Origin of the sequence: Pseudoalteromonas sp. H71 (assembly GCF_001468485.1) — a bacterium.
Taxonomy (GTDB): Bacteria; Pseudomonadota; Gammaproteobacteria; order Enterobacterales; family Alteromonadaceae; genus Pseudoalteromonas.
Window position 1 is genome coordinate 308,236 of record NZ_LODI01000001.1, and the last position, 15,385, is coordinate 323,620.

At 40.3% G+C, this 15,385-nt stretch carries 17 protein-coding genes and 1 pseudogene; 9 read left to right on the plus strand and 9 right to left on the minus strand.

Features of this window, described 5'->3' with window-relative positions:
* Positions 1 to 89: 89 nt before the first annotated feature.
* A complete protein-coding gene (locus ATS71_RS01380) occupies positions 90 to 578 on the minus strand; it encodes a GNAT family N-acetyltransferase (RefSeq protein WP_058403329.1) in 489 nt (162 codons plus the stop codon).
* 81 nt (positions 579 to 659) lie between these two features.
* Here ATS71_RS01380 and ATS71_RS01385 point away from each other — a divergent pair, with 81 nt between their 5' ends.
* From ATS71_RS01385 to ATS71_RS01410, 6 genes are all read left to right on the plus strand, one after another.
* Positions 660 to 1,235, plus strand: coding sequence for a glutathione peroxidase (locus tag ATS71_RS01385; RefSeq protein WP_058403203.1), 576 nt, complete (start codon positions 660 to 662; stop codon positions 1,233 to 1,235).
* An 84-nt stretch (positions 1,236 to 1,319) separates the two neighbouring features.
* Positions 1,320 to 1,601, plus strand: a complete 282-nt coding sequence (locus ATS71_RS01390; protein WP_002958009.1) for a peptidylprolyl isomerase — start codon at positions 1,320 to 1,322, stop codon at positions 1,599 to 1,601.
* Between the two features lie 64 nt (positions 1,602 to 1,665).
* Positions 1,666 to 2,244, plus strand: a complete 579-nt coding sequence (locus ATS71_RS01395; protein WP_058403204.1) for a glutathione S-transferase family protein — start codon at positions 1,666 to 1,668, stop codon at positions 2,242 to 2,244.
* A 17-nt stretch (positions 2,245 to 2,261) separates the two neighbouring features.
* On the plus strand, positions 2,262 to 2,612 hold the full coding sequence (locus ATS71_RS01400) for a DUF2750 domain-containing protein (protein ID WP_058403205.1): 351 nt from the start codon (positions 2,262 to 2,264) through the stop codon (positions 2,610 to 2,612).
* 97 nt (positions 2,613 to 2,709) lie between these two features.
* Positions 2,710 to 3,390 (plus strand): hypothetical protein, encoded by a 681-nt coding sequence (locus ATS71_RS01405; protein ID WP_058403206.1) that lies wholly within the window; start codon positions 2,710 to 2,712, stop codon positions 3,388 to 3,390.
* Between the two features lie 123 nt (positions 3,391 to 3,513).
* On the plus strand, positions 3,514 to 6,087 hold the full coding sequence (locus ATS71_RS01410; protein ID WP_058403207.1) for a M1 family metallopeptidase: 2,574 nt from the start codon (positions 3,514 to 3,516) through the stop codon (positions 6,085 to 6,087).
* Positions 6,088 to 6,186: 99 nt separating this feature from the next.
* Here the strand turns inward: ATS71_RS01410 and ATS71_RS01415 are convergent, their stop codons facing one another.
* Together ATS71_RS01415 and ATS71_RS01420 are read right to left on the minus strand one after the other, a co-directional pair.
* Complete coding sequence (locus tag ATS71_RS01415; RefSeq protein ID WP_006794078.1) at positions 6,187 to 6,552, minus strand: hypothetical protein; 366 nt, start codon at positions 6,550 to 6,552, stop codon at positions 6,187 to 6,189.
* Positions 6,553 to 6,613: 61 nt separating this feature from the next.
* Entirely contained in the window at positions 6,614 to 7,489 is an 876-nt protein-coding gene (locus ATS71_RS01420; RefSeq protein WP_058403208.1) for a hypothetical protein, read from the minus strand.
* A gap of 157 nt (positions 7,490 to 7,646) precedes the next feature.
* Here ATS71_RS01420 and ATS71_RS01425 point away from each other — a divergent pair, with 157 nt between their 5' ends.
* The 3 genes from ATS71_RS01425 (at position 7,647) to yjjG (ending at position 9,851) form a co-directional block, all read left to right on the plus strand.
* Positions 7,647 to 8,546 (plus strand): phosphoribulokinase, encoded by a 900-nt coding sequence (locus tag ATS71_RS01425; protein ID WP_058403209.1) that lies wholly within the window; start codon positions 7,647 to 7,649, stop codon positions 8,544 to 8,546.
* Positions 8,547 to 8,621: 75 nt separating this feature from the next.
* A complete protein-coding gene (gene yjjX, locus ATS71_RS01430) occupies positions 8,622 to 9,161 on the plus strand; it encodes an inosine/xanthosine triphosphatase (protein ID WP_058403210.1) in 540 nt (179 codons plus the stop codon).
* Between the two features lie 15 nt (positions 9,162 to 9,176).
* Positions 9,177 to 9,851, plus strand: coding sequence for a pyrimidine 5'-nucleotidase (gene yjjG, locus ATS71_RS01435; RefSeq protein ID WP_058403211.1), 675 nt, complete (start codon positions 9,177 to 9,179; stop codon positions 9,849 to 9,851).
* A gap of 103 nt (positions 9,852 to 9,954) precedes the next feature.
* Here the strand turns inward: yjjG and lpxC are convergent, their stop codons facing one another.
* The 6 genes and pseudogenes from lpxC to murC form a co-directional block, all read right to left on the minus strand.
* Positions 9,955 to 10,866: a UDP-3-O-acyl-N-acetylglucosamine deacetylase gene (gene lpxC, locus ATS71_RS01440; protein WP_008126813.1), complete on the minus strand. Its 912-nt coding sequence runs from the start codon at positions 10,864 to 10,866 to the stop codon at positions 9,955 to 9,957.
* A gap of 104 nt (positions 10,867 to 10,970) precedes the next feature.
* On the minus strand, positions 10,971 to 12,215 hold the full coding sequence (ftsZ, locus tag ATS71_RS01445) for a cell division protein FtsZ (protein ID WP_058403212.1): 1,245 nt from the start codon (positions 12,213 to 12,215) through the stop codon (positions 10,971 to 10,973).
* 21 nt (positions 12,216 to 12,236) lie between these two features.
* Positions 12,237 to 13,469, minus strand: a complete 1,233-nt coding sequence (ftsA, locus tag ATS71_RS01450; protein ID WP_010555687.1) for a cell division protein FtsA — start codon at positions 13,467 to 13,469, stop codon at positions 12,237 to 12,239.
* Complete coding sequence (locus ATS71_RS01455) at positions 13,466 to 14,245, minus strand: cell division protein FtsQ/DivIB (RefSeq protein ID WP_058403213.1); 780 nt, start codon at positions 14,243 to 14,245, stop codon at positions 13,466 to 13,468. Before ATS71_RS01455 ends, ftsA begins: the two co-directional genes overlap by 4 nt.
* A 1-nt stretch (position 14,246) precedes the next feature.
* Positions 14,247 to 15,167, minus strand: coding sequence for a D-alanine--D-alanine ligase (locus tag ATS71_RS01460; protein WP_058403214.1), 921 nt, complete (start codon positions 15,165 to 15,167; stop codon positions 14,247 to 14,249).
* Positions 15,164 to 15,385, minus strand: a pseudogene (gene murC, locus ATS71_RS01465) (UDP-N-acetylmuramate--L-alanine ligase); the annotation flags it as partial. The pseudogene murC and the gene ATS71_RS01460, both read right to left, overlap by 4 nt.

Below are 15,385 nucleotides of genomic sequence, written 5' to 3' on the forward strand. Positions count from 1 at the left end.
ATGTTATTAGCGTAGTATAAAAATGCCTAAATAACACACATTCCTTGTATGTTATTTGTAAACAAATATGACCAATTAATTGTTGTAACTTATTCTAAATGCTTACCAAATATTGTTAGGCTGTATAAGTTATTATCCATAACAGCAACGTTTGGTAACTCGCCCCACACATCAAAACCAAAGTGCTTAAATAGCTTAACACTCGGTAAATTATGGCTAAAAATAAAACCAAGCAGCACATTGATTTTAAGTTTTTTAGCCTCAGCTTGGGCAAACTGCATTAACTTTTTACCAAGGCCTTTACCTTGTGCATTCTTAGTTATGTAAATACTCATTTCTACAGTTCCATCGTAAGCTGGGCGTCCGTAAAACGATTTATAGCTCACCCACGCAAGAACGGTATTGTTTTCACAGTAAACATAAATTGGGCGCTTTTGGGTATGACTATTAAACCAATCTTTTTTTTCTTCAACGGTTACTTCTTCGGTATCTGCCGTTACCATTCGCCCTTCTATGGTTTCATTATAAATGGCAACAATTTCATTAAGATCGTCAATAGTAGCTAAGCGAGTTGTCATAGTTAATTTAAGTGGTTGATCAATTTTCTCCATATTAGCGTATGATCAGCCAATCAAACAATCGGATAGTTAGGTAATATAATGCTAAAAAGAATAATAATAGGGTTATCTTCTTTATTGATAAATAGTGCGGTTACAGCACAAACACTGCCAAACAATGAACCTATTGAGGCACACACCTGTGACGATTTTACCAACGTTGATATTCGAAAGCTGCGCTCTAAAGAATCAATAAACCTATGCGAATTCAAAAATAAACCGCTATTAATTGTTAATACTGCCAGTAACTGTGGTTTTACCCCTCAGTTTGAAAGCTTAGAAAAACTACACAAAACATACAAAGACGAGGGACTAGTAGTCCTAGGTTTTCCTTCTGATGATTTTTTTCAAGAAGAAGATAACGAAAAAGAAACGGCTAAAGTCTGTTTTATTAATTATGGGGTTACCTTCCCTATGTTCGCCACCAGCGAAGTAAGAGGCAGTGATGCAAACCCTATATTTAAGCATTTAAATGAGCAAACAAGTTCGCCAAATTGGAACTTTTACAAATATTTAGTATCTGCTGATCGTAAAACAATTTTACGATTTAACAGTAAAGTTAAACCAGATTCACCAAAAATGATTAAGGCAGTAGAAAATTCGCTGTCTAAAATCTAAATTTATACTGGTACAATTTGTTGAAACTAACTAGTATGGCAATACACTAGGTTAAAAAAACACCACTTATACTCAGGAGATTTTATGACAGTGGCAAGCGCACGACACATTTTGGTAGACAGCGAAGCACAATGTTTAGACTTAAAAACAAAAATTGAACAAGGCGAAGACTTTGCTGAATTAGCAAAAGCACATTCTAATTGCCCATCAGGGCAAGACGGCGGCGCCCTTGGTGAGTTTGGCCCGGGTATGATGGTACCAGAGTTTGACAAGGTGGTATTTTCTGCACCTATTAACCAAGTACAAGGCCCTGTGCAAACACAATTTGGTTATCATTTACTTGAAGTTACAAGCCGTTCAGAATAAATTGAGCTTTACTGCTATTAACGTTTAATAAAAGCCGCATTAGCGGCTTTTTTTTGGAGTGATTATGCAATTAATTGGTTCTGTCCCATCACCGTATGTTCGCCGAATTAGAATGTGGGCTATGCAAAATAACTGTCATATTGAACTTGTAAGCTTAGATATATTTTCTGAGCAAGACCGCCCAAAAATGGCCAGTAAAAACCCTGCGCGAAAAATCCCTATTTTAATTGATGATGATTTAACACTGAGCGACTCAAACTCAATAATACGCTACTTATTAGACAAAACAGACCAAGCAAAACTAACGTGGCCACAAGAACACCTTCTCACCACTATTAATGCCTGTAACGACTCACTAGTTGAAATGTTGTTATGTAAACGCTCGGGCTTAGATACTCAAAGCGATGCATTATTTTTTAATCTTCAAAATGAGCGAATAGAGCAAACATTAAGCTTTTTAAGCAACCATTTAAACGATGAAGAATTTAAAAGCTGTGAATACCTCAACATCAGTTTATACTGCCTGCTTGATTGGATTAGCTTTCGTGAATTAACTGACTTTAGTCAGTACAGTGAACTTGTTGTATTTCATGCGCAATTTAGCGAACGTCAATCAGCAATAGAAACTAATCCTCGTCACTAACTTAATAAGGTAAACACATGAGCGATATTGAAATTGAATCACAACTAGTTAACTTCGTAGAAAAAGTACGTGTTAGCGAAGTCATTTGGGCACTGGGCGCAGAAGATAATGGCTTTGTAGTGTGCGACTCAAACCAATTTGACGACACTGATGTTTTACTGCTTTGGGAAAGTGAAGAAGCGGCTAAAGCGCAGTGTAAAGAAGAATGGAAAGATTACAGCCCAGTAGAAATTAGCCTTGATGAATTTTTAGATGCATGGGTTGAAGACTTAAATGAAGATGACGCATTAGTTGGCATTAATTGGAATGATGACCAAGTATGTGTAGAGATTGAACCGACCGGCTTAGCTCGCGCATTGAGTGAATAATAGTTTACACACAGGACATAAAAGCCTGGTAGCCCAACTAGCATCCAATGCTAGTTGGGTATAAAATAAAACATCTTATTATTTTCAAGGTATTACGTTGAAAACCCATCTTGGTCGCCGCCCTTTTTCAGCCATGGAACTGCACACTCTTTATAATGGATATATATACGGTGATTTTCGACTCCCCCGTGAACAAGCAAAACATTGGCATTTTTGGCTGCCACTAATAGCCTACTACAGTGGTGCTTACAGTGATGAAATTGGCTGTTTGACCCTTGATGACCTTTGTATTCATAATGATATTTTATGTTTTAACTTCCATACTCACGGTAAAATAAAGCCGCGTTTAGTCCCTGTACACAATGCATTGATTAATGCCGGATTTAATGAGTATATTGAATTTATAAAATCAAAAAATTATCAACGGCTTATGTTTGATCTTCCGGCCAAAACCGGCAGATACAGTGAAAAAGTGCGTATTTGGTTTTCAGGTGAGGGCGATCGTGCAGGCTACTTGCAAAAATGTGATATCCCCAACGTTGACCAACTCGGTATGAAAACGGCCATAAGTAGCCTGCGTCTTAACTTTGAACAACAAGTTCGTATTTATGCGCTGCAAGCTGACTCTAAAGACGCCTTTAATTATTTAATGGGTTTTAACGAATATTCACACAGCCAGTTTGATGACATCAACTTATTAAATACGGTTATTCAACAAGTACGCATTATAAATACTCAACTACATTGGCAACGTTTTTTATCTCGCGAAAGTCACTGACAAACTTTGTTACTATTTACATTCAAAGCCACTTCTTAAATCAATTACGCGCTCCATAAAAGCTGGTAGGATAAACTGTACCCATAAAATCTGGGCGTTTCTAACAATAAACAAGGGATCATTATGTTTCTTAAAAGCCTCTTAACAGTGAGCGTTGCGCTAGCAATGAATGCTGCACACGCTAACGAATTCGTTATAGAAAAACTCGCAAAACCAAGTTCTCAACATGTATCGCTAACACTCGACCCTAGCCAAGATACATTTTCAGGAATGACTGAAATTGCATTAGAAGTATTAAAACCAACCCATTATATTGAGCTCAATGGTGTTGATTACGCTGTTAAAGTGGCACAACTGTTGGGTAAAGAAAACTGTGACCTAAGTAACGAAATGCTTAAAACAGGTAAAGTGAAATTTAGCTGTGATGAAAAAATCCAACCGGGTAAATACACGCTTAAAATTGATTTTTCGGCACCCTACAATCGCCAAAGTGTGGGCTTATACAAAACCTTAGATCAAGGTACGCCTTACCTATTTACCCAATTTGAAATGAGTGATGCACGTCGTGCCTTTCCTGTTTTTGATGAACCAAGCTATAAAATTCCTTTTCAGTTAACAATAACGGCCCCTAGCTCACAAAAAGTATATGCCAATACACCAGAACTAAAAACAACAACAAATGGTGATATGACAACGCACTTTTTTGATAAAACACCGCCTATTCCATCATATTTAGTAGCAATGGCAGTTGGTCCGTTTGAAGAAATAGACATAGAAGGTATGCCAATTCCTGGGCGTGTTATCACTCCTCAAGGTAAAATTCATTTAGCCGAATACGCAAAAGATAATATGCCGCGCGTACTTGCAGCATTAGAAGAGTACTTTGGTATTCCTTATGTATATAAAAAGCTCGATTCGGTTGCCGTACCTGAATTCCCATTTGGTGCAATGGAAAATTCAGGCTTAGTAACCTACCGCGAAGATATTTTGTTAGTTGATTTAGCCGCGGCAACACGCAGTAAAAAACAACGTAACGTCTCTATTATTGCTCACGAGCTTGCTCACCAATGGTACGGTAACTTGGTCACCATGAAGTGGTGGAATGACTTGTGGTTAAACGAGGCGTTTGCAAGCTGGATGGCAGCTAAAATGACCAAGCAGCTAAATCCTGAGTTTGAATCACATTTAGACTTACCGCAAAACAACGTAATGGCATTAGACGCCCGCTTGAGCACTAAGCCGATTCGTAAGCCAATTAAAACTGAAGCTGACATTATGGACGGTTTAGGCCTTGCATACAGTAAAGGCAGCTCAGTACTGGCAATGGTTGAAAATTGGATTGGCGAAGAGGCGTTCCAAAAAGGGATTCAACGTTACTTAAAAGACTTCTCTTATAAAAATGCAGAAGCGGCTGATTTATGGCAGGCACTGGGTAAAGCGTCAAACAAAGATGTAGCCAGTGTTTTAAAATCATTTATTGAGCAATCTTCTTTCCCTCTTGTAAATGTTAAGCAACAAGGTAAAAAAGTAACTATTTCACAAAGCCGCTTTGTAAATGCTGGTGTTGATGCGCCAGCACAGCTTTGGAATGTGCCAGTAACGATTAAATACGGTGCAGGCGACAAAGTTAAAACAGCCAGCATTTTACTTAACAAGCAAAGCCAAACACTTGATTTAGACTTTGCACCAGAGTGGATTTACCCTGACCAAGGCGCTCTTGGCTACTATCGCTGGGTAATGGACGACGCGCAATTTAACGCATTAATTGAAAACGCACCAACGGTACTAACTGACCGTGAACGCTTAGCATTATTATCGGCAACCGATGCACTGCTTAAAGCCGGTGTTATCTCTGCCGCTAAATTAATGCAAACACTTGAAGTTTTTGTGAGCGACGGCCACCCTCGCGTAGCAAATACGGCGCTGGGTTACTTGGTATCGCAGCAACGTACGTTCAAAGATGAGAGCAATAAAGACCTATGGCCTGCGTTTATACGTGATGCGGTTACCCCTGCAGCTAAAAAGTATGGTTTAGAGGCAAAAATTGACGAAGATGGTGCCGTGTCGCAACTTCGCGCAGCCGTTATATCTCGCTTAGGTTTTGATGGCGAGGACCAAAACGTAATCAATAAAGCCAAAGAACAAACGCAAGTGTATTTAACTAATCCACAAAAAGTAGATCCATACTTAGCGGGTGTCTATTTGAGACTTGCTGCTTTTCATGGTGATAAAGCCTTGCTTAATCAATTCATGACAACATTTAAAACGACTAAAGATCCACAAGTGCGCACTAACATGCTAGCGGCAATGGGCTTTTTTGGTGAGTCTGAGTTACAAAATACAGTGCTCGCTTACAGCTTAACTGATGAAGTAACCGCATCTGATATGCGTACTATTTTATCTGGGCAAAGTTACACAGAAGAGCGCCAAGCATTATTCATAGATTGGGTTTATAACAATTACGATAAAGTAACAGCAAGTTTACCGCCGTTTTTTATTCCTAACTTACCGTACTTTACAACTGTAGGCTGTGATGCCAAAAGCTTAGCAACCACTCAAAACTTCTTTAACGATAAAATCTCAGACGTACCTGGGTACAGCCGTACATTGAGTAAACTAGAAGAAAGTACACTTGATTGTATAGCACTAAAAAACCGCGAGCTTGATTCGGTCAATAGCTTCTTAAACAGCAAATAAACCTGTTTGATTAAGTAATAAAAAGCCGCTAAGTATTCACTTAGCGGCTTTACATTTTTAGGGCTGAACTAATAATTAGTCTCTTGAGTAAAGTATAGATTAATTGCCAATGATCATCGTCAATTTAGCAATAAAATCTTTTGCAGCTTGCTCTGAGTTTATTTTAAATGCCACGCCATAATGAATTGGTTGAGCGCTTTTATATATTCGCGTTGGGAAGCGAGTCATCTCACTGCTATGAAAATACCCTTGTGCGCGAGTTACGCCATCTATATCGTTAAAGTCATCACTGAATACTTCAAACGCAGGGCGAATTACTATTTTGCCTTTACCGCTTTCACTGTGAGTGTAAAAGGCCTCTTTTGAATTAACTAACATGTATTCTGCAATGTTTTTAATTTTAAAATTACTTCTGCATTGTAATTTTATAAGTTGCTCTGTTAACTCATCTGCACTGTACGCCATGTTTATCCCTATCCGTTAATTTGCGTATAACCTTATCGCATACGCGATATGAAGTCTTACTTTATTGTGTTACGTCGCATACAAATGCTAGCTTATCGTTGTTGTAACTCATTCGAGTGATATTAGTTTCACAGTATGTGCTTAAATCAAGCCATTGCGATACCTCATTACTCCCATCTAGTTTACGCTGATAAACACGGTTTTTAATGGCATAGGCAATTGTTTTATCATCTTTTAAAATAAAGTCTTGCACCTGAGAGGGCAGCCTTAATAAATCGTCTACGTGTTTATTTTGAGGATTAAAGCTCGCTAAAATATGTTCATCGCTTTTGGTGTAACTAAATAAAAACGTCGCTGCGTTATGGTTATAAATCAGTGTGCGAGAAATATCACTGGCGGCTATTTCACCTTTAGCAGCGTCTACTGAGGTATATTGAAGCGTATGCGGCTGACCTAAAATAAACATCACTAAATCGTTATTTATACCCCAAGCATGGTAGCCAATAGGTTCAATCCAATCAAAAATACGACTAGGCGGGCTTTGCGTATCAAGTGGATACTGCCACAACTTTTGTTTTGAATCGGCTTCTACGACAATGGCTGACAAGCTATTTTTATTAGGCATTAATGTTGGCGAATACTCACTGACAGGCGTATTTGTTAAGTTAGTTATTTCACGCGTTGTTAAATTGTAATGTGCAATATCGGTTTGGCTTTGGTTATTAGTTATAACCTCATGGGTAAAGTATAAATCGTTGTTAATTAAGTAAGGCTGATTATTATAACTTGTTTTGTCGCTTACTATGGTCACTTGAACACCATATGGCGTATTTAAATCGGCAAGTAATATTTGGCTTTTGGGCATGTTAGCATGTGCATAACCTGCGGCTATCGCACTTAATGAAAAGAAGCTAAGTAATGGTTTTAAAAGTTTCATGCTTTCTCTCGTTTTAATTTTAAGCACCCCATGATAACGTTATTTGCTGATGGCGTCACTTGAGCTTAGTCAGTCAACACGTAAGATACCCAAATGACTTAAAAAAGTGTTAAATTGAGTCTGGTTATGTAGCTTGGTCCTAAAAAAGAGAATTAACATGTCAGCTAAAAATCCTATCATTGCTATTACTGGTTCATCCGGTGCGGGAACTACAACCACAACTAATGCTATTAAGCATATTTTCCGTAGCCTAAATATCCATGCAGCATTCATTGAAGGTGATAGCTTTCATCGTTACACACGCCCCGAAATGGACAAAAAAATACGCGAAGCCCAACAAGAAAGTAAACATATTAGTTACTTTGGCCGAGAAGCTAACGACTTTGGGGCGCTTGAATCGTTATTTAGTAACTATGGTGAAACCGGCCAAGGAAAATTACGCCGGTACTTGCACACCTTTGATGAAGCGGTCCCTTATAACCAACTGCCTGGTACATTTACTCCCTGGCAAGACCTTGATAATAATACCGACATTTTATTCTACGAAGGCTTGCATGGCGGAGTTGTTGACCAAGATGTAGATGTAGCCAAACATGTTGATTTACTCATAGGCATGGTGCCTATTATTAACCTTGAGTGGATACAAAAGCTAATACGCGATACTTCAGAGCGTGGCCACTCTCGCGAAGCCGTGATGGGGTCAATTGTGCGTAGTATGGACGATTACATAAATCATATTACACCTCAGTTTTCACGAACCCATATTAACTTTCAGCGCGTCCCGACCGTAGACACCTCAAACCCATTTAGTGCAAAAGATATTCCTTCACTTGATGAAAGCTTCGTTGTGATCCGCTTTAGAGGCATTGAAGATGTTGATTTCCCCTATTACTTAAGAATGATTGAAGGCAGCTTTATGTCGCGTATTAATACGCTTGTAGTACCTGGCGGTAAAATGGGCCTTGCAATGGAGCTAGTATTAACGCCACTTATTAAAGATATTATTTTGAAAAAGCGTGCATTAGAAAACCTCGCTCCGCTTGATTTACCTATTTAGCATTATGGCTTTTGTACTCTTTTTTGTTTAACAGAACTAACGTACACTGCTGATTTTACTTAATACGAGATCAGCATGTCATCTTTGTTAAAAGTTATAGTTGGGTCTAAAAACCCTGTAAAAATAAATGCAGCAAAGCACATTTTTACTATGTACTTTCCAAATAACACCATTGATTGCCTAGGTGTTGACGCCCCTTCAAACGTGCCTGAACAACCTATTGGTGAAGACGAAACACGCATTGGCGCGCAAAACCGCGTTAACTATTGCAAAAAGCATCATCAAGCCGATTACTACGTGGCAATGGAAGGCGGTGCAGAGCAATTTAGTTATGGTGCAGCGACCTTTGCCTATGTTGTTATTGATAACGCCACAGAGCAAGTTGTAGGACGTAGTAGCAACCTTCCATTACCCAATATACTTTTTAAAGCCCTGCTTAATGGCGAAGAGCTCGGCGATGTAATGGATAAAGCATTTAATACAACTAACATAAAACAAAAAGGCGGCGCCATAGGCCTGCTTACAAATAACCATGCAACACGCGAAAGCACCTATACCCAAGCGCTTACCTTGGCCATGGCCCCCTTTTTACATAGCAACCTTTATCGCACATAAAAAACAGGAAATTGAATGAAATACAGCTACGTGTTGTTTGATGCAGACGAAACTTTATTTAGGTTTGATATTTTAGCCGGTATGACCCGTATGTTTAAAAATTACGGCGTTAACTTTACGCAAGACGATTACATTCACTATCAAAAAACCAACAAACAACTGTGGGTTGATTATCAAAATGGTGCGATTAGTGCTGATTACCTACAAGTAACCCGCTTTAACGAATGGTCAGCAAAATTGAATGTGCCAGCTAAAGAGTTGAACGATGCATTTTTAGATGCAATGGCGCAAATTTGTGAGCCATTACCAGGTGCTATAGAGTTACTTAATAAATTAAAACCCCATGCTAGGTTGGGCATTATTACTAATGGCTTTGCCCGCCTACAAACAATTCGTTTGGAGCATACTGGTTTGAAAGATATGTTTGAGTGGTTGGTTATATCTGAACTTGTAGGTATAGCAAAACCTAACAAAGCTATTTTTGAACATACCTTTGAGCTGATGGGCAACCCAAATAAAAGCCAAATATTAATGGTAGGTGATACCGCATCAAGCGACATACTCGGCGGTAATAATGTAGGCATTGATACGTGTTGGTTACAACACCCTGGCGAACAATTGCCAGAGGGAATATCCCCCACTTACACAATAACTAAATTAGAACAGTTACAAGCCATATTAGACATTTAATTTTTAAAATTTACTACTTTAAAGGATAAGTGCAAATCAAAAAAATGACGCTAATAAGCGTCATTTTTTGGAACTGTTTTAAGTGTGTACTTTAAATGCTTGGTTAGGCAGTTGCTAACTCAAGACCGGGTGCAGGCATCGTTACAGGCGTTTCAAATGTTGCCCACTCCCATGCTGACTCAGTTGCCATAACTTTACGAAGTAACTTGTTGTTTAAGTCGTGGCCCGACTTAAACGCAGTGACCTTGCCTAAAATATTGTGGCCTGTCATAAACATGTCACCTACACAGTCTAGTATTTTGTGCTTAACAAACTCATCGCTGTAGCGTAAACCATTTGGGTTTAGTACTTTAAACTCGTCGAGCACTACTGCACTGTCCATGCTGCCACCTAGTGCAAGGTTATTAGCATGCATGTATTCAATGTCTTTCATAAAACCAAACGTACGAGCCCGGCTAATTTCTTCTGTAAAGCTCTGCGCGGTTATGTCTAAACCAACACGCTGGCGACTCTCATTGATAGCCGGGTGATCAAAGGCAATTTCAAAGTCGATGTGAAAACCGTCGTATGGTTCTACTTCGGCCCATTTATCACCTTCTTCTATACGTACTTTTTCTTTGATACGAATAAAACGTTTAGCCGCATTTTGTTCTTCAATGCCGCCTTTTTGTAATAAATAAATAAATGGTAATGCACTACCATCCATAATAGGCACTTCTGAGCTATCTAACTCAACAATTAGATTGTCTATGCCCATTGCTGCAACTGCAGCAATAAGGTGCTCAGTAGTAGATAAACGAACACCATCTTTGTTAATTAAACAGGTACACAACTGCGTATCACCAACGGCTTCAGGTGTTGTTTCAAATTCAACAACCGGATCAAGGTCGACACGACGAAATACAATCCCAGTATTTGCGCTCGCAGGTCGGAGAGTTATTGTGACCTTCTCACCTTTATGAAGTCCAATTCCTATGGCTTTGACTACTTCTGCAATCGTACGCTGTTTAATCATAGGTTCGCTCACTTAAATTTATTACAGTTAGACGACGGATAGTAACATATGTACGCGCGCCTTACAATATTCGTTCAATTTAACAGCAATATAACGCTTTTTTGTTAGTCAGCTTGCTTACGTAAAAAAGCTGGGATGTCAAAGTAATCACCACCCTCTGACTTATCTGCTTTTTTGCTCGCTTGCGACGACGAGCTTGTTGCATTGCTTGAACTTTTAGAACTCGCTTTTTCTGCGCTTTCAGTTTGCGCTTTAGCTGCAGTTTCATCAGTGCTGTCTTGGCTTGCAAAGCTAGGCACATACATGCTGCTTGCTTGGTTAGACGTGCTCGCAACATCAGAACCTGATGCCTTTTTAAAACCGTTATCAACAATACCAAACTGTGGACGACGATCGCCGCCTAAACCCGTTGCAACTACAGTTACACGTAACTCGTCGGTCATTTCAGGGTCAATTACCGCACCCACAACAACCGTTGCGTTCTCAGAGGCTAGTGCTTTAACGTGGTTACCGACAATTTCGAATTCCTCAATCGCAATATCCATACCCGCAGTAATGTTAACTAAGATACCTTTAGCACCCGTTAAATCAACATCTTCTAGAAGCGGGCTTGAAATAGCAGCTTCTGCAGCTTCTTGCGCACGATCAGGACCCGATGCAGACGCTGTGCCCATCATTGCAGTTCCCATGGCAGACATTACTGTACGTACGTCGGCGAAATCCACGTTGATCAAACCAGAACGCGTAATTAACTCTGCAATACCTTGTACTGCGCCAAATAGCACGTCGTTTGCCTTAGCAAATGCATCTAGCAGTGTAGTGCCTTTGCCTAAAACTTTGAGTAATTTATTGTTAGGAATTGTAATAAGTGAATCTACAATTTCTGATAGTTCGTTAATACCTTGCTCTGCGGCAGCTGCGCGCTTTTTGCCTTCAAAGTCAAAAGGACGCGTTACTACAGCAACGGTTAAAATACCGAGTTCTTTAGCAATTTTAGCAACCACTGGGGCAGCACCTGTACCTGTACCGCCGCCCATACCGGCTGCGATAAATACCATGTCGGCACCTTCTAGGCTAGCGCGAATAGTTTCTGCATCTTCTTCAGCTGACTCACGGCCCACTTCAGGGTTTGCGCCCGCACCTAACCCAGAGGTTATTTGTGTGCCCAGTTGAACGGTTACATCGGCGGCTGAATTGCGTAGTGCTTGCGCATCTGTATTTGCGGCAATGAAGCGTACGCCTTCGATTTGCTGTTTTACCATGTGCTCAACAGCGTTACCGCCGCCACCGCCCACGCCTATTACTTTTATTACAGCTTCTTCGCTGTGTTGTTCCATTATATCAAACATGTTCACTCTCCGACTTGAGTCTTAAAACTCGCCTTGAAACCATTTAGTAATGCGGTTCCACCAATTATTGTTATCCTCTGCTTTCGACTTTTGTGCATTCATCGATTGCATAGTACGCCCGTATTGTAACAAACCAACAGCGGTTGCGTACGAAGGATCATCTACATAGTCTGTTAAACCAACCATCCCGATTGGCTTACCTATTCTTACTGGCATTTGAAAAATGTCTTCCGCCACTTCCATTGCACCAGTCATTTTGGCAGTCCCACCTGTTATAACGAGACCCGCCGCAATTTGGTCTTCTAAACCTGAACGACGAATTTCTTCCATCGCCAGTTCAAACAATTCTCTAAAGCGAGGCTCTACAACCTCTGACAGCGTATGACGCGACATTAACCTTGCTGGTCGTCCGCCTACACTTGGCACTTCTATCGTGTCTTCGCTACTTGCCAATTGGCTGCTTGCACATGCATATTGTACTTTGAGTGACTCAGCATGCGATATAGGTGTACGAAATATTTTTGCAATATCTCCCGTTACCTGATTACCCGCTACAGGGATGACAGCTGAATGACGCAGCGCACCATTAATATAAATAGTGATGTCCATTGTACCACCACCAATATCAAGTACCGCCACGCCTAATTCTTTTTCATCGTCTGTAAGAACTGAATAACAAGAAGCTAATGCTGTAAATATCAGTTGGTCGACCTCAAGGCCGCAACGTTCAACACATTTTTCTATGTTTTTAGCCATGTCATTGGAGCAGGTAATAATGTGTGCACGTGCTTCCATACGCACACCGCTCATACCTAAAGGGTTTTTAATCCCTTCTTGCATATCAATACTGTACTCTTGCGGCAATGCGTGCAGCATTTTACGCTCAGCCGATATCGGCACAGAGCGTGCAATGTGAATAACATTTTCAATATCTTCATCTGTCACTTCAGTGTTGTTTATAGCAACAACACCGCTTTCGTTCTGACATTGAATATGTTTACCAGAAATCCCCAAGTACACTGAGCTAATTCGACAATCGGCCATTAGTTCGGCTTCGTCAATCGCACGGCGAATAGACTCAGACACTAAGTTCAAATCGTTAACGCCGCCTTTATCCATACCATGAGATACTTGGCTGCCTACACCAACAATGCTGAGCTTGTTATCTGCGGTGATTTCACCTACCGTGGCTACCACTTTCGAGGTACCAACGTCTAATCCAATCACGAGGTTTCTTTCTGCTGACTTAGTCATGCCTTACTCTTATTTTGTAATTGTTCTTCTTGCACTGGCTTAAAGCTCACTGCAAGGCCGGTATCATACCGTAAATCTACTGCATCTATCAGTGCTTTTTCTGGGTATTCCATGCGTGGATACACGTCTATAAAACGTTGTACACGCTTGGCTTTATCTCTGCGCCCTAAATTTAAGCGCACCCCGCTATCAAGCCAAAGCTGCCAAGAAAAACGCTCTGATAACGCTAAACTTTTAAGCGTTAACGCGTTTACTTTAAGCATTTCGTCAAACTGCTTAAAGGCAATCCATGCTTCTTGTTCACTGCCCTCTGGGCCAAATAGCTGAGGTAAATCTTTACTTAATTTGTCACTGCGCGCTTGAAAAGCTTCACCATTGTGATTAATTAATAAATCACTATTCCAATGCGCCACCGCCTCGTGTTCAACAACATAGACCTGAATCGTATCTGGCCATTGTTTTCGCACTGACACTGTCGCTACCCAAGGTAAATCTTGTACAAGCTTTTGCACGTGCTTTACATCAAGCTCAAAAAAACTACTAAGATCCGCTTTTTTTATTGCTGTTATAATCGCGGTTTCATCTGTGTATTTAGGGTGTCCTTGCACAGTTAAGTGCTTTATTTGCGCATCTTTGTTTTTTACTAACCAATCAGATACACCCGTTGTAATTTGCACTAACCCAATAACAACCACTAAAAAAAAACTCACGCCAAAAATCAGCGACCAATTTAGGTTCTGTTTGATTTTATGAGCTTTTTCTAAAAAGGGATGCATATTAAAGCGTTTGCTCCAAAATGCGAACAACTAATTGCTCAAAAGTTGCCCCATTTGCTTTTGCTGCCATTGGTACTAATGATTTTTCTGTCATTCCGGGTACGGTATTGACCTCTAATAAATAAAAATTGCCTTGCTCATCTTGCATTGCATCGACGCGACCCCAACCGCTTGCACCGACTAACTCAAATGCTTCTAACGACATAGCCTGTAAAAGCTGTGTGTCGTGCGCCGATAAATTTGCTGGGCAATGATACTGTGTTGTGTTTGATTGATACTTTGCTTGGTAATCGTAAAAGCCATTCGGTGTTGTCATTTCGATTACGGGCTGTACTTCATCACCTAAAACAGTCACTGTAAATTCGCGCCCGGTTACCCACTGCTCTACTAACACTTGGCTATCAAACTTAAATGCAGTAATTAATGCATCTTCAAGCTCTTGCGCAGTAGTTGCTTGCGCCATACCAATGCTCGACCCTTCATGAGAGGGCTTAACCATCACTTTTTTAAATTCAGCCATAATGGCGTGTGCATCAAAACCCTTTTTAGCATCAACAACGGCATAAGGTGCTGTGCTTAAACCCGCAGATTTAAACAGATGCTTACAACGAATTTTATCCATTGCTAAAGCCGAGCCAAGTACATTACTACCTGTATAAGGTAAGTTCATAAATTCCAATGCACCTTGGACGGTTCCATCTTCACCACCTCGGCCATGCAGCGCAATAAAAACTCGCTCTACATTTAATTCTTTTAGTTCCCATAACGATCGATTTTGAGGATCGAACGCAATAGTATCCACACCGCAATTTTGTAATGCATTAAAAACAGCCTGACCCGACTTTAATGACACTTCACGCTCTGCAGAGTTTCCACCAAGCAGTACCGCTACTTTACCAAATTGTGCATTTACTTGGGTCATACTTCACCTTGCTTTAATTTTTCTACCGACATACCTGTCGCCGCTAATGTTTTTACTAACTGACCTATATTACCCGCACCTTGCGTTAACACTAAGTCATTATTTTGTAGGTTATCGGCTAATACACCTGCAAGCTCTTTACTTGACGCTACGTGCAATGGCTCTTTGCCGCGTTGGCGAAGGCTTCGGCATAAACTTTTACTATCAGCTCCTACAAT